The organism is Streptomyces stoeckheimensis, assembly GCF_045822005.1.
In the GTDB taxonomy this organism is placed as follows: domain Bacteria; phylum Actinomycetota; class Actinomycetes; order Streptomycetales; family Streptomycetaceae; genus Streptomyces; species Streptomyces stoeckheimensis.
On sequence record NZ_CP169550.1, the window covers coordinates 7,593,951 to 7,614,541 of the forward strand.

The 20,591-nt window shown below is 72.5% G+C and carries 12 protein-coding genes, 3 pseudogenes and 1 riboswitch; of the genes and pseudogenes, 8 read left to right on the forward strand and 7 right to left on the reverse strand.

Features of this window, described 5'->3' with window-relative positions:
* Nucleotides 1-47 precede the first annotated feature (47 nt).
* The gene (locus tag ACE1OC_RS34490; protein ID WP_407840264.1) at nt 48-1,073 is read left to right on the forward strand and encodes a serine/threonine-protein kinase; all 1,026 of its coding nucleotides are present in this window, start codon (nt 48-50) and stop codon (nt 1,071-1,073) included.
* On the opposite strand, the gene ACE1OC_RS34495 is transcribed toward ACE1OC_RS34490, so the two are convergent.
* Both ACE1OC_RS34495 and ACE1OC_RS34500 read right to left on the reverse strand, forming a co-directional pair.
* On the reverse strand, nt 1,024-1,260 hold the full coding sequence (locus ACE1OC_RS34495) for a response regulator transcription factor (RefSeq protein ID WP_274547613.1): 237 nt from the start codon (nt 1,258-1,260) through the stop codon (nt 1,024-1,026). The genes ACE1OC_RS34490 and ACE1OC_RS34495 overlap by 50 nt on opposite strands.
* A gap of 168 nt (nt 1,261-1,428) precedes the next feature.
* Entirely contained in the window at nt 1,429-3,927 is a 2,499-nt protein-coding gene (locus tag ACE1OC_RS34500; protein WP_407840265.1) for a SpoIIE family protein phosphatase, read from the reverse strand.
* Between the two features lie 696 nt (nt 3,928-4,623).
* Here ACE1OC_RS34500 and ACE1OC_RS34505 point away from each other — a divergent pair.
* Complete coding sequence (locus ACE1OC_RS34505) at nt 4,624-5,268, forward strand: hypothetical protein (protein WP_407840266.1); 645 nt, start codon at nt 4,624-4,626, stop codon at nt 5,266-5,268.
* Nucleotides 5,269-5,332: 64 nt separating this feature from the next.
* Here ACE1OC_RS34505 and ACE1OC_RS34510 read toward each other — a convergent pair whose 3' ends face one another.
* Nucleotides 5,333-7,012, reverse strand: a complete 1,680-nt coding sequence (locus ACE1OC_RS34510) for a carbohydrate binding domain-containing protein (protein WP_407840267.1) — start codon at nt 7,010-7,012, stop codon at nt 5,333-5,335.
* 295 nt (nt 7,013-7,307) lie between these two features.
* Here ACE1OC_RS34510 and ACE1OC_RS34515 point away from each other — a divergent pair, with 295 nt between their 5' ends.
* The 4 genes from ACE1OC_RS34515 to ACE1OC_RS34530 all read left to right on the forward strand — a co-directional run bounded on the left by ACE1OC_RS34515 (nt 7,308) and on the right by ACE1OC_RS34530 (nt 15,046).
* The gene (locus tag ACE1OC_RS34515; protein ID WP_407840268.1) at nt 7,308-8,264 is read left to right on the forward strand and encodes a GlxA family transcriptional regulator; all 957 of its coding nucleotides are present in this window, start codon (nt 7,308-7,310) and stop codon (nt 8,262-8,264) included.
* Between the two features lie 180 nt (nt 8,265-8,444).
* Nucleotides 8,445-9,443 carry a type I glyceraldehyde-3-phosphate dehydrogenase gene (gene gap / locus ACE1OC_RS34520; protein ID WP_274547608.1) on the forward strand — a complete coding sequence of 333 codons (999 nt, stop codon included), beginning with the start codon at nt 8,445-8,447 and terminating at the stop codon, nt 9,441-9,443.
* A gap of 219 nt (nt 9,444-9,662) precedes the next feature.
* A complete protein-coding gene (locus ACE1OC_RS34525; protein WP_407840269.1) occupies nt 9,663-13,634 on the forward strand; it encodes a Pls/PosA family non-ribosomal peptide synthetase in 3,972 nt (1,323 codons plus the stop codon).
* A gap of 74 nt (nt 13,635-13,708) precedes the next feature.
* Entirely contained in the window at nt 13,709-15,046 is a 1,338-nt protein-coding gene (locus ACE1OC_RS34530; RefSeq protein ID WP_407840270.1) for a M1 family metallopeptidase, read from the forward strand.
* Between the two features lie 278 nt (nt 15,047-15,324).
* On the opposite strand, the gene ACE1OC_RS34535 is transcribed toward ACE1OC_RS34530, so the two are convergent.
* From ACE1OC_RS34535 to ACE1OC_RS34545, 3 genes and pseudogenes are all read right to left on the reverse strand, one after another.
* Entirely contained in the window at nt 15,325-15,657 is a 333-nt protein-coding gene (locus ACE1OC_RS34535; protein WP_407840271.1) for a hypothetical protein, read from the reverse strand.
* 197 nt (nt 15,658-15,854) lie between these two features.
* The gene (locus tag ACE1OC_RS34540) at nt 15,855-16,346 is read right to left on the reverse strand and encodes a DUF1269 domain-containing protein (protein WP_407840272.1); all 492 of its coding nucleotides are present in this window, start codon (nt 16,344-16,346) and stop codon (nt 15,855-15,857) included.
* A gap of 141 nt (nt 16,347-16,487) precedes the next feature.
* A pseudogene (locus ACE1OC_RS34545) lies at nt 16,488-16,766 on the reverse strand (aldehyde dehydrogenase family protein); the annotation flags it as partial.
* Between ACE1OC_RS34545 and ACE1OC_RS34550 the strand changes: the two are divergent.
* Nucleotides 16,764-17,123, forward strand: a pseudogene (locus ACE1OC_RS34550) (FCD domain-containing protein); the annotation flags it as partial. The pseudogenes ACE1OC_RS34545 and ACE1OC_RS34550 sit on opposite strands and share 3 nt — an antisense overlap.
* Before the next feature lie 103 nt (nt 17,124-17,226).
* Nucleotides 17,227-17,453, forward strand: a riboswitch (cobalamin riboswitch).
* Nucleotides 17,454-17,625: 172 nt separating this feature from the next.
* Nucleotides 17,626-19,947: a 5-methyltetrahydropteroyltriglutamate--homocysteine S-methyltransferase gene (gene metE, locus ACE1OC_RS34555; RefSeq protein WP_407840273.1), complete on the forward strand. Its 2,322-nt coding sequence runs from the start codon at nt 17,626-17,628 to the stop codon at nt 19,945-19,947.
* A gap of 52 nt (nt 19,948-19,999) precedes the next feature.
* Here metE and ACE1OC_RS34560 read toward each other — a convergent pair.
* A pseudogene (locus ACE1OC_RS34560) lies at nt 20,000-20,530 on the reverse strand (solute carrier family 23 protein); the annotation flags it as partial.
* Between the last annotated feature and the right edge of the window lie 61 nt (nt 20,531-20,591).

Genomic DNA, 20,591 nt, shown 5'->3' on the forward strand with positions numbered 1-20,591 from the left:
GGGCGTGCGTGTGGATCACTGGATAGACTTGCCACGGGAGGCGCCTGATGGGCACGGCAGCGAACCGGGGCCTTTATACGGGCCGCGCCTCCGGCCTGATCGGGCGGCAGATCGCCGGCTACCGGATCGAGCGCATCATCGGCCGGGGCGGCATGGCCGTCGTCTACCAGGCGAAGGACCTGCGCCTGGACCGTACGGTCGCGCTCAAGCTGATCGCCCCGGAGCGCGTCCGCGACGAGGTCTTCCGGCGCCGCTTCGCCCACGAAGCCCGGGTCGCCGCCAGGATCGAGCACCCGCACATCGTGCCCGTCTTCGAAGCCGGCGAGACCGACGGGGTCCTCTACATCGCCATGCGCTACGTCACCGGGCCGGACCTGCGGATCCTGCTGGACCGGGACGGCCCCCTGCCCGTCCCGACCGCGCTGCGCATCGCCGCGCAGGTGGCCTCCGCGCTCGACGCGGCCCACGAGCACGATCTCGTGCACCGGGACGTCAAACCCGCCAACATCCTGGTCGCCGAGGGCACCGACAGCGAGCACCCGGAGCACGTCTACCTCACGGACTTCGGGCTGACGAAGAAGTCGCTGGCGCTCTCCGGGTTCACCACGGCGGGCGAGTTCGTCGGCACGGTCGACTACATGGCGCCGGAACAGATCTCCGGGCGCCCGGTCGACGGGAGGTGCGACGTCTACAGCCTCGGCTGTGTCGTCTACGAGTCCCTCACCGGCGGGCCGCCCTTCGTCCGGGACGACGCCCCCGCGCTGCTGTGGGCGCACCAGTACGACGAGCCGCCTCCCCTGGCGGAGAAGCGGCCCGATATCGCGCCGGCGGCCGGCGCCGTACTGGCGAAGGCTCTGGCGAAGGTCCCGGAGGACCGTTACGACTCCTGCCTGGAATTCGTGGCGGCGCTGCGTGCCGCCACCGCCACTGCCCCGGCACCCGTCCGGCGGGCCGCTCCGCAGCCCGGGGATCCGGAGAGAGGGGCGCCGCCCAGGGATCCCCCGGACTGGGCCCGGCCGGTGTTCACAGTCCCAGAGAGATGGCCAGGCGGGTCATCTCCGCCGTGGTGTTGATGTTCAGCTTGGCCCGGATGCGCCGCAGGTAGGCGTCGACCGTGTGCTTGGAGAGTCCCATCGAGCGGGCCGTCTGCACGTAGGTGCACCCGGCGGCGATGTGGCGCAGGGCCTCCTGCTCACGCGGGGCAAGGGCGGCTGCGGTGGCTTCGGTTTCGGTGTGCGGTGCGACCAGTGTGAGGCTCATGGGATTTCCTCCGCTTCGGCTCAGTCATCACGGCTGCTCGCACCTTTGAAAGCAGAGAACATATCCACGAATGTGGGTGTATGTCCGTGTTAAAGAGACTGTCGGTCGGAGTTCATGAGCGTGTCCGTCGTCTGTCACGGGGCCGTAACAGGGCAGGGGAGAAGGTCCTCAGAAGTCGACCAGGGACTGCTCGGCCCAGATGGTCTTGCCGAAGAGGGTGTGCCGGGTGCCCCAGCGCTGGGTGAGCTGTGCGACCAGCAGCAGGCCGCGCCCGCCCTCGTCGAAGATCCGGGCCCGCCGCATGTGCGGGGCGGTACCGCTCGCGTCCGAGACCTCGCAGATCAGCGTCGTGCCCTCGTGGATCAGCCGGAGCTGTACGGGCGGCTCGCCGTAGCGGATGGCGTTGGTGACCAGTTCGCTGACCACGAGCTCGGTGACGAAGGCGGCCTCGTCGAGCCCCCAGACCGTCAGCTGGTCGGTGGCGTTGCGGCGGGCCTGCCCGACCAGGGAGGGGTCGGAGGGCAGGTCCCAGACGGCGACCTTGTCCGTGTGCAGGGCGTGGGTCCGGGCGACGAGCAGGGCCACGTCGTCATCGGGACGGTGGGTCAGCAGAGCCGTCAGCACCCGGTCGCAGACGGTGTCCAGGGTGGAGGCGGGCCGGACCAGGGCCGCGAGCATGGTGTCCAGGGCCTCGTCGATGTCGTGGTCGCGGGCCTTCAGGAGGCCGTCGGTGTACAGCGTGAGGAGGCTGCCCTCGGGAAGTTCGACCTCGACGGTCTCGAAGGGCAGGCCCCCCAGGCCCAGCGGCGGACCCGCCGGGACGTCGAGCAGGTACGCGGAGCCCTCGGGGGAGACCACGGCGGGCGGGGGATGACCGGCCCGGGCGGCGGTGCACCGGCGGGTCACCGGGTCGTACACCACGTACAGGCAGGTGGTGCCGATGCCCCCGGCCGCCTCGCCGCCCCCGCCCGTCTCGTCCGCCGACAGGTGGATGATCAGGTCGTCGAGGTGGGTGAGCAGCTCGTCCGGCGGCAGGTCGACGTCGGCCAGGGTGCGCACCGCGGTGCGCAGCCGCCCCATGGTGGCGGAGGCGCGCATGCCGTGGCCGACGACATCGCCCACGACCAGGGCCACCCGGGCCCCGGACAGCGGGATCACGTCGAACCAGTCGCCGCCCACACCGGCCTCGCCCGTGGCCGGCAGATAGCGGGAGGCGATCTCCAGCGCCGACTGCACGGGCAGCACGTGGGGGAGCAGGCTGCGCTGCAGCGTCATGGTGCTGGTGTGCTCCCGGGCGGTCCGGCGCGCACGGTGGAGGCCGGTGGCCGCCCTGGCCGTGAGCTCCTCGGCCAGCCGCAGGTCCTCGAGGTCGAAGGGCTCCGGGTTCTGGTGACGGCTGAAGACGGCCAGGCCCAGGGTGGTGCCGCCGTCGCGCAGCGGCACCAGCATCATCGAATGGGTCCCGTACTCGCCGATCCAGCCGGCCGCGGGATCCTGCGCGACCCACCGGGCGACGGCCGGGTCGGCGGTCCCGTACACGGAGCCCCGCCCTGTGGCCAGGCACTCCGCGGGGGGCGACAGCGCCGGGTAGACGGTCGTCTCCCCGACCGCGAACCGGCTCTCCCGGCTCCCGCCGAGGACCGACCGTACGGCGCTGCGGGTCACCGTGAGGGCACCCGTACCGGGGCTCCGGGCCGGGCTGTCACCGCGGAGGGAGGGTTCCAGCAGGTCGACGATCGCCAGGTCGGCGAGCCGGGGGACGGCCGCAGCGGCGAGGTCCTGCACGGTGTGGGCACTGTCCGGGCTGGTGCTGGTGCTGGTGCTGGTGCTGCCGGTGCCGGTGCTGGGGCCGCTGCCGTTTCCGGTGCGGGCACCGGCGAGGGTCGGCGGGAGCGCCTGCCGCGGGGCGGTGTCTCCCGCGGCCTTGTCGTGCGCGGTCAGGTACACGGCCCGCACCCGGCCGTCCGGACCCGGTACGGGGGCCAGCGAGGTCGCCCAGCCGTGCGCCGCGCCCGCTCCGGGCGGCCGGACGAAGCCCTCCACGGACTGCGGCTCGCCGGTCTCCAGTACCCGGCGCATCCCCCGCTCGGTCTCCTCGCTCACCGCGTCGGGGGCGATCTCCGACAGGCGCAGCCCGTGCATCTCGGCCTCCGTGAGGGAGAGCGCGCGGTGCATGCCCGCGTTCGACCGCACCAGCCGCAGGTCCTCGTCGAAGACCGCCAGGACGCAGGGGGACCGGTCGAAGGCCCATTCGCCCAGGGGCCCGTCCCAGGAGGACTCGGGCTCGCCCGTCACGGCGGACATGACGAACCACTCGGCGGTTTCGCCGGCGGCCGCCCTGCGGTGCGCGAGCAGTCCCGCGTCCAGTCGGCGGCCGTCCCGGTGGCGCAGCGGGACGGTGCCGCTCCACCGCTCCTGTCCGGGGGCGACCGGCCGCGCCGCGGTGCCCGTACCGCCGGATCCGCCGGACCGGTCCGCGAGCAGTTCCGCGGCGGGTCGCCCCACGACCTCCGAGGGCGCGTAGCCGAGCAGTCGGCGGGCCTCCTCGCTCCACCCGGTCACGATGCCCTGCTCGCTGACGGTGGCCGTGGCCGTGTACGCCGCCCCCGGGGAGGCGTGCGTGGTCCGGGCCTGCCGCTCACCGGGAGGGGTGGGAAGTTGCTCCATCGCCGCTCATCTCGCCTTCGCTGGCCAGGGGCTCCACTGTCAAGCATCATCCGGGGCGGCAGCGAGCACCAACGCAGTGCCCGGCGGCGCCCCTAGAACGTGGGCCGCGGCCGCCAGCGGCGTGCGGTCCGCCGCGTCGAGTACGTCGAGTACCGCGCCGACGTGCTGGTCCAGGAGCTCGGGGTGTCCGGAGGAGAGGAAGACGAGCCGGGGTTGCGCGGTGCCTTCGTCGTCTCGGGCGCTTCCGGTGTCCGCGGCGTGCTCCGGAACGCGGGCGTGCTCCAGAAACCGGGCGTGGACCGCAAACCGGTCGCGGACCGGGCCGGGACGCTCCTCCCGGGGGCGCCGGGGAAGCGGCGACCGAGCCCGATGGTGGCGATGTCGGTCATGGCGGCCTGCCTTCGGTCCCGGTGGCGCGTCGCTCCTGCGGTGTGCAGGACGGTCGCTTTCCACCGTGCCCGGAGGCGGCGCGAGGCCGTAGACCCGGCTTCTCGTTACTTGACAGGTGCGGCTTCGGGCGCTGCGGACACCCCCTAGGCGTGTCGCCCCGGCGGCCGTGCCCGCGGTCAGGGCCACGGGCAGGAGGGCCGCGCATCCGGCGGCCGAGCGCCACCGCCGCCCGCGCCGGGTGCGGTCCGGGGGCCGCGGCGTACGTTGGGAAGGGGGACCCGACGAGGCTGCGGGAAGGGCCGACCCATGGCGCACACGGCTGGTGCCCACGGCACGCACAAGGTGGCGCAGTTCCTGGACAGCCCGTTCGTGGGGCTGTCCCCCTGGATCGTCTTCGCCCTCGTGGTGGGGCCCGGACGCTTCGAATGGGCGGTGGGGCTGGCCCTGGCCATCTCCGTCTGCCTCGTCGTCGGCAGCCGGCTGCTGAATCCCGGCTCTTCGCTGAAGATCCTGGAACTCGCCGACGTCGTGTTCTTCGCGATCCTCACGCTCGTCGGGCTCTTCGCCAGTGACGGCACACGACGCTGGCTGGAGACCTACGCGGGCGAGATCGCGAACGTCACCCTCTTCGCCATCGCCCTCGGTTCCATCCTGGCCGGGGTGCCGTTCACCCTCCAGTACGCCCGGGAGCAGGTCGACCGGAAGTTCTGGGACACGCCGCTCTTCAAGCGGACCAACTACGTGATCACCGGGGTCTGGGGACTGGCCTTCCTGATCAACGCGGTCGTAGGGGCCTACGGCGACCTCGTGCTGCGGGACCCGGAGAACATCTGGACCGGCTGGATCATCCAGGTCCTCACCATCGTCGGTGCCCTGCGCTTCACCCGCCGGTACCCGGAGGCCGTGCGGGCCCGGGCCCGTGCGGAAGGGCCTGCCCCGGCCGGTTCCTGACGCCGCGCAAGGACCGGGGCCGCCGCGGAACTCCGCGACGGCCCCGGTCCTGCGAGGTGGTGGATCAGCCGGTGAAGCCGGCCGTGATGGAGGTGAACTGCCAGTCGCTCTGGGCGATGCCGGAGCAGGTCTCCTGCAGGCCGCCGCCGGGGCAGCCGCGGTCGCGGTTCACCGACCAGAAGGCGAGGCGCGCGATGTGGTGGGAGTTGGCCCAGTCGCGGATGTCGGTCCAGTTCTGGACGGTGGTGGTCTCCTGGGTGTCGCTGATGCCGTTCATGCCCGAGATGCCGATGTGGGAGTAGGCGGTCGCGTCGTCCCAGCCGTAGGTGGACTTCAGCTTGGCCTTGAGGCCCTCGGTCGCGCTGACGGTGCTGGCGTACATGTCCGTCGAGGCGTTGCCGAAGTCGAAGGGCATGATCGTGAAGACGTCGATGCCGGCGTTCAGCGCCTTGGACTGCTCGATCAGGCGGTTGCCCCAGCTGGTCGGGCCGCTGGTGGAGGTGCCGAAGGTCAGGATGGTCTTCAGGCCGGGGTTGTTCTGCTTGACGATCTTGAGTGCGCCGAGGATGCGGTCCTGGACCACGGCGTTCTCGAACTCGTCGGTGTTCTCTATGTCCACGTCGATGGCCTTGAGGCCGTACGCGTTGATGACCTGCTGGTAGGCGCCGGCCAGGGCCTCGGCGCTGGAGCAGTTGGGGCCGAGCTTGTTGCCCTGCCAGCCGCCGATGGAGGGCACGATGTCGCCGCCCGCCGCGCGGATCGAGGCGATGGTGCTCTGGTCCACGCCGCCGGTCAGCGGGCGCTGTCCGTCCCAGGACGGGTTGCAGCCGCCGGAGGAGAGGATGAACGCCATGGTGAACCACTTGGTGCCGGTCGCGTTCATCACGGTGGTCGGGCTCGGCGGGTTGCCCCAGCCGAGGTAGAGGTACGGCGCGGCCTGCTTGAAGCCGGTCGGCGGGGTGGTCCCGGTGTCGGTGGTGACGTTGACGGTGTTCGAGGCGGCCGAGGTGTTCCCCGCGGCGTCGCGGGCGCGCACGGTGAACGCGTAGGCGGTGCTGGGGGTCAGGCCGCCGACGGTGGCGCTGGTGGTGCCCGAGGTCGCGACCTTGGTCCCGCCCTGGAAGACGTCGTAGCCGTTCACGCCGACGTTGTCGGTGGAGGCGGTCCAGCTCAGGGAGGCCGTGGTGGAGGTCTTGCCGGTGGAGGTGAGGCCGCCGGGCACGGTGGGCGCCTGGGTGTCGACGGTGCCGCCCGGGCCGTCCAGGGTGATGTCGTCGGCGTTGTACGTGCCCTGTCCGTACCAGCCGTTGAGGTAGACCTCCGCGCTGGTCTGGGAGGCGCCGGTGGTGAAGGAGACGCTCAGCTTGGTGTAGGAGGCGGCCGAGGGGGTCCACGTGGAGGCGCCGCCGGTGACCCCGAGGTAGACGTAGCTGCCCTTGACCCAGGCCGAGAGCGTGTAGGTCGTGTTGGGCTGTACGGCGACGGTCTGGACGCACTTGGCGTTGTCGCTCGCACTGGCGGCGCCGGCGAGTGCCTTGCTCCCGCCGTGCACGGGCGAGCCGACCACGGAGCCCAGCCCGCCGGAACAGGACCAGCCGGCCGTGGTGCCGGACTCGAAGTCGCCGTTCGAGAGGATGTTGGCGCCGAAGGCCGCACCGGGAGAGGTCAGCACCGCGGCCGCGCCGAGCAGGGTCGCGCCGAGGGCGCAGGCCAGCCGGGTACGGGTTCGGTTGGGGGTACGCAAGGAAGTGCCTCCAGTGGGAGTGGGGGGACGGCGGGGAGCGCAGACGCGAAAGCGTGGGTGTCGTGCGGCCCGCCGGGGATGCGTGGGGACGGGGCGGCGGGCCCGTGGATGGGGAGCCCTGTGGCCGGGCGGGCGTGGGGAGTTGACGACGTATCCGCTTCGTGGCCGGGAACCTAATCCTCCGGAAGGACCGCCGTCAACAGGTCTGGACCAACTGATAGGTGGTTATCTCAATCGGAAGGTTTACTAACCTTGACGCTTGACAAGCTTCCCGCCCCTTCGGAAGCATGTCGCGGTGCCAGCCTCCCGCCCCCACCACGTCGCCGTCCTCGTCCTCGAGGGGGCGAAACCCCTCGACGTCGGCATCCCCGCGCAGGTGTTCACGACCCGCGCGAGCATGCCCTACGAGGTCCGGGTGTGCGGCGCCGCTCCGGGACTCGTGACCGGCGGTGACGGCCTGTCGTACGCCGTCGCCCACGGCCTCGAAGCCCTCGCCTGGGCCGACACCGTCTTCGTCCCCGGCTACCGGTTCCCCGACCGCGAGGACCCCCCGCGGGCCGTCGTCGACGCACTGATCGCCGCCCACGCACGGGGCGCCCGGCTCGCTGCCATCTCCACGGGAGCCTTCGCGCTCGCCGCCACGGGCCTGCTCGACGGCAAGCGCGCCACCACACACTGGCACTACGCCCGGGCGCTCGCGGCGAAGTGGCCGCTGGTCCGGGTCGACGAGAACGTCCTGTTCGTCGACGAGGGCTCCGTGCTGACCTCCGCCGGCGCCGCCTCGGGCATCGACCTGTGCCTGCACGTCCTGCGCAGCGACCTCGGCGTGGCGGCGTCGAACCACACGGCCCGGCGGCTGGTCGCGGCCCCCTACCGCAGCGGCGGCCAGGCGCAGTACGTCCCGCGCAGCGTGCCCGAGCCGCTCGGACCGCGGTTCGCCGCCACCCGCGAGTGGGCGCTGCACCGGCTCGGCGAACCCCTCACCCTGGAGGTGCTCGCCAAGCACGCGGCGGTGTCCCCGCGCACGTTCTCGCGGAGGTTCGCCGAGGACACCGGGTACACGCCGATGCAGTGGGTGATGCGCGCCCGCATCGACGTGGCCCGCGAACTGCTGGAGCTCTCGGAGCGGAGCGTGGAGCAGATCGCCGCGGACGTGGGCCTGGGCACCGGCGCGAACCTGCGGCTGCACTTCCAGCACATCCTGCGGACCACGCCGAGCGAGTACCGGCGCACGTTCGCCCAGGGCGAGTGACGGGGGCGGTGACCGGGGGAGAGGCGGCAGGGGCGACTGACGAGGACGGCCCGGAGCCCCCACCCTCCGGCCGCCTCGTGGCGCGATCCTTGCGGACCGTGGCGATCGCGCCGCTGTCGCGGGCGCCCCCGACCGGCGAACCTGGTGACGCACCCAAGGGACAGGGACAAGGGAGACACCATGACTCGCATCGCCATCAACGGATTCGGCCGCATCGGACGCAACGTGCTTCGCGCGCTGCTCGAACGGGACAGCAAGCTCGAGGTCGTCGCGGTCAACGACCTCACCGAGCCCGCCACCCTCGCGCGGCTGCTCGCCTACGACACCACCTCTGGCCGCCTCGGCCGCCCGGTGACCGTGGACGGGGACGTCCTGGTGGTCGACGGCCGCCGCATCAAGGTGCTGGCCGAGCGCGAGCCGGCGCAACTGCCCTGGGCCGAGCTCGGCGTGGACATCGTGCTGGAGGCGACCGGCCGCTTCGCCACGGCCAAGGCGGCCCGCGCGCACATCGACGCGGGGGCCAAGAGGGTGCTCGTCAGCGCACCGGCGGACGGGGCCGACATCACGCTCGCGTTCGGCGTGAACAGCGACTCCTACGACCCGGCCCTGCACACGATCGTCTCCAACGCCTCCTGCACGACCAACGCGCTCGCGCCGCTGGCCGCCGTACTGGACGAACTCGCGGGCATCGAGCACGGGTTCATGACCACCGTGCACGCCTACACGCAGGAGCAGAACCTCCAGGACGGTCCGCACCGCGACCCCCGCCGCGCCCGCGCCGCCGCCGTGAACATCGTGCCGACCACGACGGGCGCCGCCAAGGCCATCGGCCTGGTCCTGCCGAACCTGGACGGCAAGCTCTCCGGCGACTCGATCCGCGTCCCGGTTCCGGTGGGATCCATCGTCGAGCTGAACACCACCGTCGCCCGCGACGTGACCCGCGAGGACGTCCTGGCGGCCTACCGCACCGCGGCCGAGGGCCCGCTCGCCGGCGTGCTGGAGTACTCGGACGACCCGCTCGTGTCCTCCGACATCACGGGCAACCCCGCCTCGTCCATCTTCGACTCGCAGCTCACCCGCGTCGAAGGCCGCCACATCAAGGTGGTCGCCTGGTACGACAACGAGTGGGGCTTCTCGAACCGCGTCATCGACACGCTCGAACTCCTCGCGAGCCGCTGAGGCCGGGCTCCCGCTCACCAAGCGCGCCGCGGACCGGTTTCCCGTCCGCGGCGCGCCGCCTTGTACCGTCCCTTCCCGGCCAAGCGCAAGGCTTGAACCAGAAAATCCTCGATGTCGCACTAGACTGGCGGGTTGTTTGGCGCTGGACCGGAACAACCTGGGCAGACCCGGGCTCCGCCCGGCGACCCGGAGGCTTCCGGGAACACGACGCGAGGGCCGATGGCAGCCACACCAGAGCACGGTGAAGTCACTCTGCTCGACGACGGGACCGGGCTCGGCGAAGGGGCCGCGGCCGACGCCGGGCACGTCGGGGAGCGGCCCGAGGAGTCCGGCAAATCGGCCCGGTTCTCCGCCGGATCCGCCGCCCCGACGCGCACTCTGGTCGACATCTTCGAGGCCTCAGTACGGGCCCACCCCGACGAGCTCGCCCTGGACGACGGAACCACCCGCCTGACCTACCGGGCGCTCGCCGCCGAGGTGGAGCGCCGGCGCCGGGCCCTCGCGGCCGCCGGAGTGGGGCTCGGCGACCGGGTCGGCGTACGCGTGCCGTCGGGGACCAACGAGCTGTACGCGGGCATCCTGGCCGTTCTCGCGGCCGGCGCCGCCTACGTGCCCGTGGACGCCGAGGACCCGGACGAGCGGGCCGACCTGGTCTTCGGCGAGGCCGGAGTACGGGCCGTGCTGGGCGCCGACCAGCGCATCGAGGTCGCCGCGCCGGGCAAGGACGCCGGACCCTCCCGAGGGCATGCCGCCCCCGCCGCCCGCCCCGGACCCGAACACGACGCGTGGATCATCTTCACCTCCGGCTCCACCGGCAAGCCCAAGGGCGTGGCCGTCAGCCACCGCAGCGCCGCCGCCTTCGTGGACGCCGAGGCCGCGCTGTTCCTCACCGAGGAGCCGATCGGCCCCGGCGACCGGGTCATGGCCGGACTGTCTGTGGCCTTCGACGCCTCCTGCGAGGAGATGTGGCTGGCCTGGCGCTACGGCGCCTGCCTCGTGCCCGTCCCCCGCTCCCAGGTCCGCAGCGGCGCCGACCTCGGCCCCTGGCTGGCCGAGCAGGAGATCACCGTGGTCTCCACGGTGCCGACCCTGGCCGCACTGTGGGAACCCGAGACCCTCAACGAGGTCCGGCTGCTGATCTTCGGCGGCGAGGCCTGCCCGCCCGAGCTCACCCAGCGCCTGGTCACCGAGGGCCGCGAGGTCTGGAACACCTACGGCCCCACCGAAGCCACTGTCGTCGCCTGCGCCTCCCTCCTGACCGGCGAGGAACCGATCCGGATCGGCCTCCCGCTGAACGGCTGGGAACTGGCCGTCGTCGACGAATCCGGCGAACCGGTGCCCATGGGCGGCAGCGGCCAGCTCGTCATCGGCGGCGTCGGTCTGGCCCGCTACCTCGACCCCGAGAAGGACGCGGAGAAGTACGCCCCGCTGGAATCCCTCGGCTGGGAGCGCGCCTACCGCAGCGGCGACCTCGTCCGAGCGGAACCCGAAGGGCTGGTCTTCCTGGGCCGCGGAGACGAGCAGATCAAGCTCGGCGGCCGCCGCATCGAGCTCGGCGAGGTGGACGCCGCCCTCCAGGCCCTGCCCGGCGTCGCCGGCGCGGCCGCCGCCGTCCGCACCGCGCGCAGCGGCAACCAGCTCCTCGTCGGCTACCTGGTCACCCAGGACGGCTGGGACCATGCGGCGGCCGTGACCCGGCTGCGCGCCGAGCTGCCCGCAGCCCTCGTACCGCTGCTCGCACCGGTGGAGGAGCTGCCCACCCGCACCTCCGGCAAGGTGGACCGGAACGCCCTGCCCTGGCCGCTCCCGGAACTGGAGACCAGCGGCCCCACCGAGCAGCTCTACGGGACCGAGGCCTGGCTCGCCGAGCAGTGGAGCGAGACCCTGGGCGTGGCCGTCACCGGCGCCGCCGACGACTTCTTCGCGATCGGCGGCAACAGCCTCGCCGCCGCCCAGCTCACCACCCGGCTGCGCACCCGCTACCCGAGCGCGGCCGTCCTCGACATCTACCAGCAGCCCACCCTGCGCAAGCTGGCCCGGCACCTGGAGAAGTCCGCCCAGGACGACGGCTCGGTGCGGACCATCGTGCCCGTGCCGCTGCGGACCAAGGTCATCCAGACCCTGCTGCTGCTCCCGCTGTTCACCCTGATCGGCCTGCGCTGGACGGTGGCGCTGCTCGCCCTGGGCAACGTACTGCACTGGTTCGGGGCCTATCCGTGGGCGCCGGCCGCCTCCTGGTGGCTCGTCGCCGCCGGCGCCGCCCTGCTCTTCAGCCCGCCCGGCCGCCTCGCGATCGCGGCCGGCGGCGCCCGGCTGCTGCTGCGCGGGGTCAAGGCGGGGCGCCACCCGCGCGGCGGAAACGTTCACCTGCGGCTGTGGACGGCCGAGCGGCTCGCCGAGTACTCCGGCGCGACCTCGCTCACCGGCTCCTGGCTGGAGCGCTACGCACGGGCGCTGGGCGCCAAGATCGGTCCCGAGGTGGACCTGCACTCGCTGCCGCCCGTCACGGGCATGCTCAAGCTCGGCCGCGGCTGCGCCGTGGAGTCCGAGGTGGACCTCTCCGGCCACTGGCTGGACGGGGACCGGCTGGAGATCGGCGCCGTCAAGGTCGGCGCGGGCGCCGTCGTCGGCACCCGCAGCATCCTCTTCCCCGGCGCCCGCGTCGGAAAGCGGGCCGAGGTGGCCCCCGGCTCCGCCGTCGTCGGCCAGATCCCGACCGGCCAGCGCTGGGCCGGAGCCCCCGCCGGCAAGCTCGGCAAGGCCAAGCGGAACTGGCCCAAGGAGCGCCCGCCGCGCGGTCTGTTCTGGCGCGCCGCCTACGGGACGGCCGGCTTCTGCCTCACCTCCCTGCCCGTGCTCGCCGCCCTGCCCGCCCTCCTCGTGGCCGGCCGGTTCGTGCCCGCCGACGCCGGACTCGGCCGGGCCCTGGCCGGAGCGCTGCTCGCCGTGGTGCCGGGGGCGCTCGCCTTCGGATTCGCGTACGCGGCCCTGCTCCTGGTCTCCGTACGCCTCCTCAGCCTCGGGCTGCGCACGGGAACCCATCCGACGCACAGCAGGATCGGCTGGCAGGCCTGGACGGTCACCCAGCTGATGGACCTCTCCCGGGAAACCCTCTTCCCCCTGTACGCCGGGCTGATCACACCCGTGTGGCTGCGGCTCCTCGGCATGAAGATCGGCCGGGGCGCCGAGGTGTCCACGGTGCTCGCACTGCCGAGCCTCACCACCGTCGGCGAGGGCGCGTTCCTCGCCGACGACACCCTGACCGCCCCCTACGAGCTGGGCGGCGGCTGGCTGCGGATCGGCCACTCCGAGATCGGCCGCCGGGCCTTCCTCGGCAACTCCGGAATGACCGCGCCGGGCCGCTCCGTGCCGGACGACGGGCTGGTCGGCGTCCTGTCCGCCACCCCGAAGAAGGCCAAGAAGGGCAGCTCCTACCTCGGCCTGCCGCCGGTGCGGCTGCCGCGATCCGCCGCCGACGCCGACCAGAGCCGGACGTACGATCCGCCCGCGCGGCTGCTGTGGGCGCGCGGGCTGGTCGAGCTGTGCCGGCTCGTCCCGGTGTTCTGCTCGGCCGCGCTCGGCGTCCTGACCGTGGCGGCGTTCTGCGCGCTGGCCGGGGCGGACGGACCCGGCCCGTGGGGGACCGCGCTGCTGTCCGGGGCGGTCCTGCTCGCCGCCGGGGTGGCCGCGTGCGTGGTCGCCGCGGCCGCGAAGTGGCTGCTGGTGGGCCGCCACCGGGTGGGGGAGCACCCGCTGTGGAGCGGCTTCGTGTGGCGCAACGAACTGGCCGACACCTTCGTCGAGGTCCTGGCCGTGCCGTGGCTGGTCGGCTCGGTGCCCGGTACGCCGGTGCTGTCCCTGTGGCTGCGCGGACTCGGTGCCCGGATCGGCCGGGGCGTGTGGTGCGAGAGTTACTGGCTGCCCGAGACCGACCTGGTCGCCCTGGGCGACGCGGTCAGCGTGAACCGTGGCTGCGTGTTGCAGACGCACCTCTTCCACGACCGGATCTTGAGGACGGATACTGTGGTCCTGCGTGAGGGCGCCACCCTGGGCCCGGGTGGAATCGTCCTGCCCGGGAGCACGGTCGGGGCCCGCAGCACACTGGGTCCCGCCTCCCTCGTGATGGCCGGGGAATCCGTTCCCGCCGACACCCGCTGGCTGGGCAACCCGATCGAGGCGTGGCGGCCCTGACGGGCGGGTCCGACAGGACGGGCCCGGCACCACCAGCACGTCGTACGAGCACAACGCAGGGAGCGGAAGCGGCAGTGAACGGCCAGAAGACAGCGGCATCGGACCCGTACTTTCCGGCCAACGGCGACCCCCGTTACCGCGTGCACCGGTACGAACTCGCTCTGGAGTACCGGCCCGGCCCCAACCGGCTCGCCGGGACGGCCCGGCTCAGCGCGATCGCCGGGCGGGCGCCGCTCAGCGAGTTCCACCTCAACCTGGCCGATTTCAAAATAGGCCGGGTCCTGGTGAACGGCCGGGCGCCGCACTACAGCCACCGCGGCGGCAAACTCCGCGTCCGGCCGCCCAAGCCGCTGCCCGCCGGATCCGCCTTCACGGTGGAGGTGCACTGGGCGGGCAACCCCACCCCGGTGCGCAGCCCCTGGGGCGGGCTCGGCTGGGAGGAACTGACCGACGGCGCGCTGGTGGCCAGCCAGCCGGTCGGCGCGCCCTCCTGGTACCCCTGCAACGACCGGCCCGCGGACAAGGCCTCGTACCAGATCTCGGTCAACACGCCCTCCGCCTACACCGTCGTCGCCGGCGGCCGGCTGCTCACACGGACGACGCGCGCCTCCACGACCACCTGGGTGTACGAGCAGCCGGCGCCGACGTCCACGTACCTGGTCGGCCTGTCCATCGGCATGTACCAGACGGTGCTGCTCGGCGACCCCGGGCTCGGCGGGGTCCCGCAGAGCGCCCACGTACCGGCGCACCTGCTGCCCCGGTTCTCCCGCGACTTCGCGCGGCAGCCCGCCATGATGCAGCTGTTCGAGGAGCTGTTCGGCCCCTATCCCTTCGGCGAGTACGCCGTCGTCGTCGCCGACGAGGAGCTGGACGTGCCGGTGGAGGCGCAGGGGCTGTCCCTGTTCGGCGCCAACCACGTGGACGGCGTACGGGGCTCCGAGCGGCTCATCGCCCACGAGCTCGCGCACCAGTGGTTCGGCAACAGCGTGACCATCGCCGACTGGCGGCACATCTGGCTCAACGAGGGCTTCGCGAAGTACGCGGAATGGCTCTGGTCGGAGCGCTCCGGCGGTCGCACCGCGCACGAACTGGCGGCCGCCGCACACCGCTTGCTGTCCGGACAGCCGCAGGACCTCCTGCTGGCCGACCCGGGACGCAAGCTGATGTTCGACGACCGCCTCTACCAGCGCGGCGGGCTGGCCGTGCACGCGATCCGCTGTGCGCTGGGCGACGGCCCGTTCTTCCGCATGCTGCGGGAGTGGGCCACCGTGAACCGCCACGGCGTGGTCACCACGGCCGGGTTCACCGCGCACGCGGCGCGCTTCGCGACCGGACCGCTGGAGGACCTGTTCGCGGCCTGGCTCTCCACTCCGGCCCTCCCGCCGCTGCCCGCGCCTGCCGGCGCGGTCTAGGGCTTCCTGGAGCCATCAGCGTCAGCGCCGTCAGCTTGCGGTTCTCGACGGTGGACCTGACCTGACCTACCTGATCCTCGGTCAGGGAGTTCAGGCGGTCCATGTCCTTGTTGACATCGCGGAGTTCGTCGGGATCTCGTGCAGGACGGCCAGGGTCTGTGCCTGCTCTTCGGTGGTCGTGGCGGTGGTGAGGGCGGTGTTGACGTTCATGCTGGGCGGAGAGCGCGAGGGGCCGTCGGGGGAGGGTGGAGAGAGCTCTGGCTACGCTGAGGTGCGGCTCAGAGCGCGGCGGAGGGCGAGGCGACGCGGCGCGGCCGGTTCAGTGGACTCGGACTGTGATCCATGGGGCGATCGCCTCCTCTCGGCAGGGCGTAGTTCCTACGCGGTCGCGGCCATCGGCTCGCGTCCTTGGACTGCCCGGCGGGCACGTCGGACACGGTGACGACCACCGTGTCCTCGTCCAGCTTCTTCTTCGCGGCCGCGGTGGCCGAGGCCGCCTCCGACACTCCGGCCGAAGCGTTGCCGTCGGAGTAGGAACAGCCGGTCGTCGTGGCGAGTGCGGCCGCCGCGAGCAGGATGCCGCAGGCGCCGCGGATCCTCGTGGGGGTCACGGGCACGTGACACCGGCCGAGGCCGCGACGAGGGTCTCGTCGATCTTCTGGATCTGGGGCTTCAGCTGGGTCCCCCTTCAGGGGGGAGAGACCGGTGCAGAGCTCCGAGGCGGCCTGGGTCGCCCGCTCCTTACGCCCGGGACCGGGGGAGGAGTCCACCGGTCCCGGGCCGCGGAGTCGACTCGGGTGGTGCGTGCTCAGGCCGCGAAGACTTCGCGGAGCTGCTGCTCCTGCGTACCGGAGAGGTTGGAGCGGACCAGCTGCGCCTGGCCGCCCGGGAAGGCGTTGCGCACCCGCTCGACCACGGCGTCGGAGGAGAGCAGGAACAGCGCGGAAGTCCCGGGCTTCACCTCGGACTTCACCCCGTCGATGAACTGGTCGTCGATGCCGACGTCGGACAGCGATCCGCCGATGGCCCCGGCCGCCGCACCCACGGCTGCGCCGAGCAGCGGCACGAAGAACAGGAGTCCGAAGAGCATCCCCCAGAAGGTGCCGGAGAGCGCACCGGCTCCCGTGAGGCTGTTCAGCTGCTGGGTCTTCGGCTTCTTGGCATCTTCGCGCCAGGTGACGACCGCGGCGTCGTGCACCTGTATCAGCTGTTCCTTCTGCAGGGCGAGCAGGACGGACTCCGCCTGCTGGGCCCCCTCGGGCGTGGGAAACTTCCAGACGGTGAGAGTGGTGGATGCCACGTAACGCTCCAGTTCATGGATGGTGTTGCTTGGCGTCCAGTACAACCCACATTCGGACAATCGACCACAATTAGGGTGATGGTGACTCTTGGTCACCTGCCGAGCCGTCAGCGTCATTTGCCCGTTCGGCGGTACTCGGGCTCACGGCATGAGGTGGTAGTCGGGGAAGTTGCCCGGCAGGCGTTCGTCAGCCGGGCCCCGGGTCACCGCGCGGACCAGCAGCTCTCCACCGACGAACGCGCCGCGCCACGAGGCGCCGAAGCCGCCGAAGAGTTCTTCGCGGTCCCCGCGGGAACGGGGTGTGCCGTGGCCGACCTTGAACGCGCGGATCTGCGGTGCCAGTCGGTCGTAGGTCGCCTTGTCGTCCGTCGACAGGGTGGCGACGAGCGCGCCGTTCGAGGCGTTCATGGCGGCGAGCAGGAGGCGCTGCAGCGCCTGAGCACCGAGGGATGGGTCGATCTGCGGCCCGCCCAGGGGGCGTTCGTGCACGAGCCGACCGAGGAGGAGGCGGACCAGCTCCTCACGGTCCGCACGCTCCTGGAGGTCGAAGCCGCCCGGCTGGCCGCCGCACACGCCGACGCCGAGGCCCTCGCCGCGCTCGAAGAGCTGTGCGCCCAGGGGGAGCGGGCCGTCGCCGCCGACGACGTGGACACCGCCGTCGCGACGAACGCCCGGCTCCACGCGAAGATCGCGGACCGGGACGGGGAGGCCGCCACCGCGATCATGCGCGCGCACACGGAGCACACCCGCAAGACGTACCACGAGCGGGAGAAATAGTCCGGCGGCCGCAGAGCGCCGCGCGGCCGGGCCGAGGTCCACCGTGTCTCATTTCACCGTCCGACATGTGGGAAGTCGTGTTCATTCCGCGGCCGCCCGCCCTACTGTGGGCCTCGCAGCTGGTTCGCCCCCGTCCGCCAGGCGGGATGCGTCGTAAGAGGGAACCCGGTGGGAATCCGGGACTGCCCCGCAGCGGTGAGCGGGAACGACCGCCGTCATACGCACTGGGACCGGAACCGGTCCTGGGAAGCGACGGCCATTAGGAGCCCGCCGGGAGACCGGCAGGCGAGCCCGCGAGTCCGAAGACCTGCCCGTTGCCCGTGCGCGATCGACCGCGCACGGTTTCCCGGTGACCTCGTGGGCGGGTCGGCGTGCACCTCAGGCGGATCCTCCCGTCGCGTACCCGGCCGTACGCGACCCCGGCGGTCCGCCCGTTCCGGCACCCTTCGCCTCCGCGACCCGTCACCGGGTTCATGGAGACACGCTCGCGAAGGAGAGTTCCGTGACCACCGAGTCCGCAGCCGCGCCCGTACGGGCCACCGTGTACGGCTACCCCCGCCAGGGACAGAACCGGGAACTGAAGAAGGCCGTCGAGGGCTACTGGAAGGGCCGCGTCACCGCCGATGCCCTCCGCGCCACGGCCCGCGACCTGCGCCGGACCAACTGGGCCCAGCTCGCCGGGGCCGGCATCACCGAGGTTCCGACCGGCGACTTCTCGTACTACGACCACGTCCTGGACACCACGGTCATGGTCGGCGCCATCCCCGACCGCCACCGGTCCGCCGTCGCGGCGGACGCCCTGGACGGCTACTTCGCGATGGCCCGCGGCACCCAGGACGTGGCCCCGCTCGAAATGACCAAGTGGTTCGACACCAACTACCACTACCTGGTCCCCGAACTCGGGCCCGACACCGTCTTCACCGCCGAACCCGCCCGGCAGGTGGCCGAGTTGAAGGAGGCCCTGGCCCTCGGCCACACGGCCCGCCCGGTCCTGGTCGGACCGGTGACCTACCTCCTCCTCGCCAAGCCCGCGCCCGGCGTGGCCGCCGGCTTCGAGCCGCTCACCCTGCTCGACCGGCTGCTCCCCGTCTACGCGCAGGTCCTCGCGGACCTGCGCGCGGCGGGCGCCGCATGGGTCCAGCTCGACGAACCGGCCCTGGTCCAGGACCGCACACCGGCCGAACTGAACGCGGCGGCCCGCGCCTACCGCGAACTCGGCGGCCTCACAGAGCGCCCCAAGCTGCTCGTCGCCTCCTACTTCGACCGGCTCGGCGACGCCCTGCACGTCCTGGCGAAGGCGCCCGTGGAGGGCCTCGCCCTCGACTTCACCGACCGGGCCGCGGCCAACCTCGACGACCTCGCCGCGGTCGGCGGCATCCCCGGCAAGCGCCTGGTCGCGGGCGTGGTCAACGGCCGCAACATCTGGATCAACGACCACCAGAAGTCACTGACCACCCTCGGCACCCTGCTCGGCCTCGCCGGCCGGGTCGACGTGGCCGCCTCCTGCTCCCTGCTGCACGTCCCGATCGACGCCGACGCCGAGCGGGACACCGATCCGCAGGTCCGGCGCTGGCTCGCCTTCGCCCGACAGAAGGCCACCGAGATCAGCACGCTGGCCCGCGGACTGGCCGGGGGCACCGACGCGATCGCCGCCGAACTCGCCGCGAACCGGGCCGACCTGGCCTCCCGTACCGCCTCCCGGATCACCCACGACCCGGCCGTCCGTGCCCGCACCGCAGCGATCACCGAGGCCGACGGACACCGCGCCCAGCCCTACGCCGAACGGGCCGCCGCCCAGCGCGCCCACCTAGGCCTGCCGCTGCTTCCCACCACCACCATCGGCTCCTTCCCGCAGACCACGGAGCTGCGCACCGCCCGCGCCGACCTGCGCGCCGGACGCATCGACACGGCGGCCTACGAGGAGCGGATCCGCGCCGAGATCCGCGAGGTCGTCTCCTTCCAGGAGAAGACGGGCCTCGACGTGCTCGTGCACGGCGAGCCCGAACGCAACGACATGGTCCAGTACTTCGCCGAGCAGCTCACCGGATACCTCGCCACCCAGCACGGCTGGGTCCAGTCCTACGGCACCCGCTACGTCCGCCCGCCGGTCCTCGCCGGGGACGTCTCCCGTCCCGACCCGATGACCGTCCGCTGGACCACGTACGCTCAGCAGCAGACGGCCAAGCCGGTCAAGGGCATGCTGACCGGTCCGGTCACCATGCTCGCCTGGTCCTTCGTACGCGACGACCAGCCCCTCGGCGAGACCGCGCGCCAGGTCGGACTCGCCCTGCGCGACGAGGTCGACGACCTGGAAGCGGCCGGTACGTCGGTCATCCAGGTCGACGAGCCCGCCCTGCGCGAAACGCTGCCGCTGCGCGCCGCCGACCACGCCGACTACCTGGCGTGGGCCACGGAATCCTTCCGCCTCACCACCAGCGGCGTCCGACCGGACACCCAGATCCACACCCACATGTGCTACGCGGAGTTCGGGGACATCGTCGAGGCCATCGAGCACCTCGACGCCGACGTCATCAGCCTGGAGGCGGCCCGCTCCCACATGCAGGTCGCGGACGAGCTCGCCGGCGCGGGCTACCCGCGCGAGGTCGGCCCCGGAGTCTGGGACATCCACTCTCCCCGCGTCCCCTCGGCCGGTGAAGCGGCGACCCTGCTGCGCAGGGGACTCGGGGCGATCCCCGCCGAACGCCTCTGGGTCAATCCCGACTGCGGGCTGAAGACCCGCGGCTGGCCCGAGACGAAGGACTCGCTGGAGCACCTCGTCGAAGCGGCCCGCCGGGTGCGTTCGGAAATCCGGCCGAACGCCTGATTCCCCGCAGGACGGCCGGCGTACGGGATGCCCGTGCGCCGGCCGGCCTGCGTCAGTGCACGGACACGGCGGAGGCGGGCTCCCTTTCCGGGGCGTCGTCCTTGTCGCTGCGGCCGATGTGGTTGAAGGCGAGGTTGAGCAGCACCGCGGCGACGCAGCCGGTGCTGATGCCGGAGTCGAGGATGATGCGCATGCTCTCGGGGAAGCCGTGGTAAAAGCCCTCGCTGGCCATCGGGATCACACCGATGCCGAGGCTGATGGCGACGATGAGGACGTTGTCACCGCGTTCCAGGCCGGCCTGCGCGAGGGTCTGGATGCCGCTGGCGGCCACCGTGCCGAACAGGGCGAGGCCGACGCCGCCGAGGACGGGCTGCGGCACCAGCGAGACGACCGAGGCGAGGAACGGGCACAGGCCCAGCAGGATGAGGATGCCGCCGCTCGCGGCCACGACGTAGCGGCTGCGGACCTTGGTGATGGCGACCAGGCCGACGTTCTGCGCGAAGGCGCTGGCGGCGAATCCGTTGAAGAGGGGGCTCAGCGCGGTGCCCAGGCCGTCCGCGCGCAGCGCCGCGGCGAGGGTACGCCCGAATCCAGACCCGAACGCTCCACTTCGCCCCGCCCCGTCCATCCCGCGGACGAGGTGC

What these genes read in the sequence shown, in the direction of transcription:
- ACE1OC_RS34490 (WP_407840264.1), top strand. Translation starts at nt 48, where the DNA reads ATGGGCACGGCAGCGAACCGGGGCCTTTATACGGGCCGCGCCTCCGGC.
- ACE1OC_RS34495 (WP_274547613.1), bottom strand. Translation starts at nt 1,260, where the DNA reads ATGAGCCTCACACTGGTCGCACCGCACACCGAAACCGAAGCCACCGCA.
- ACE1OC_RS34500 (WP_407840265.1), bottom strand. Translation starts at nt 3,927, where the DNA reads ATGGAGCAACTTCCCACCCCTCCCGGTGAGCGGCAGGCCCGGACCACG.
- ACE1OC_RS34505 (WP_407840266.1), top strand. Translation starts at nt 4,624, where the DNA reads ATGGCGCACACGGCTGGTGCCCACGGCACGCACAAGGTGGCGCAGTTC.
- gap (WP_274547608.1), top strand. Translation starts at nt 8,445, where the DNA reads ATGACTCGCATCGCCATCAACGGATTCGGCCGCATCGGACGCAACGTG.
- ACE1OC_RS34525 (WP_407840269.1), top strand. Translation starts at nt 9,663, where the DNA reads ATGGCAGCCACACCAGAGCACGGTGAAGTCACTCTGCTCGACGACGGG.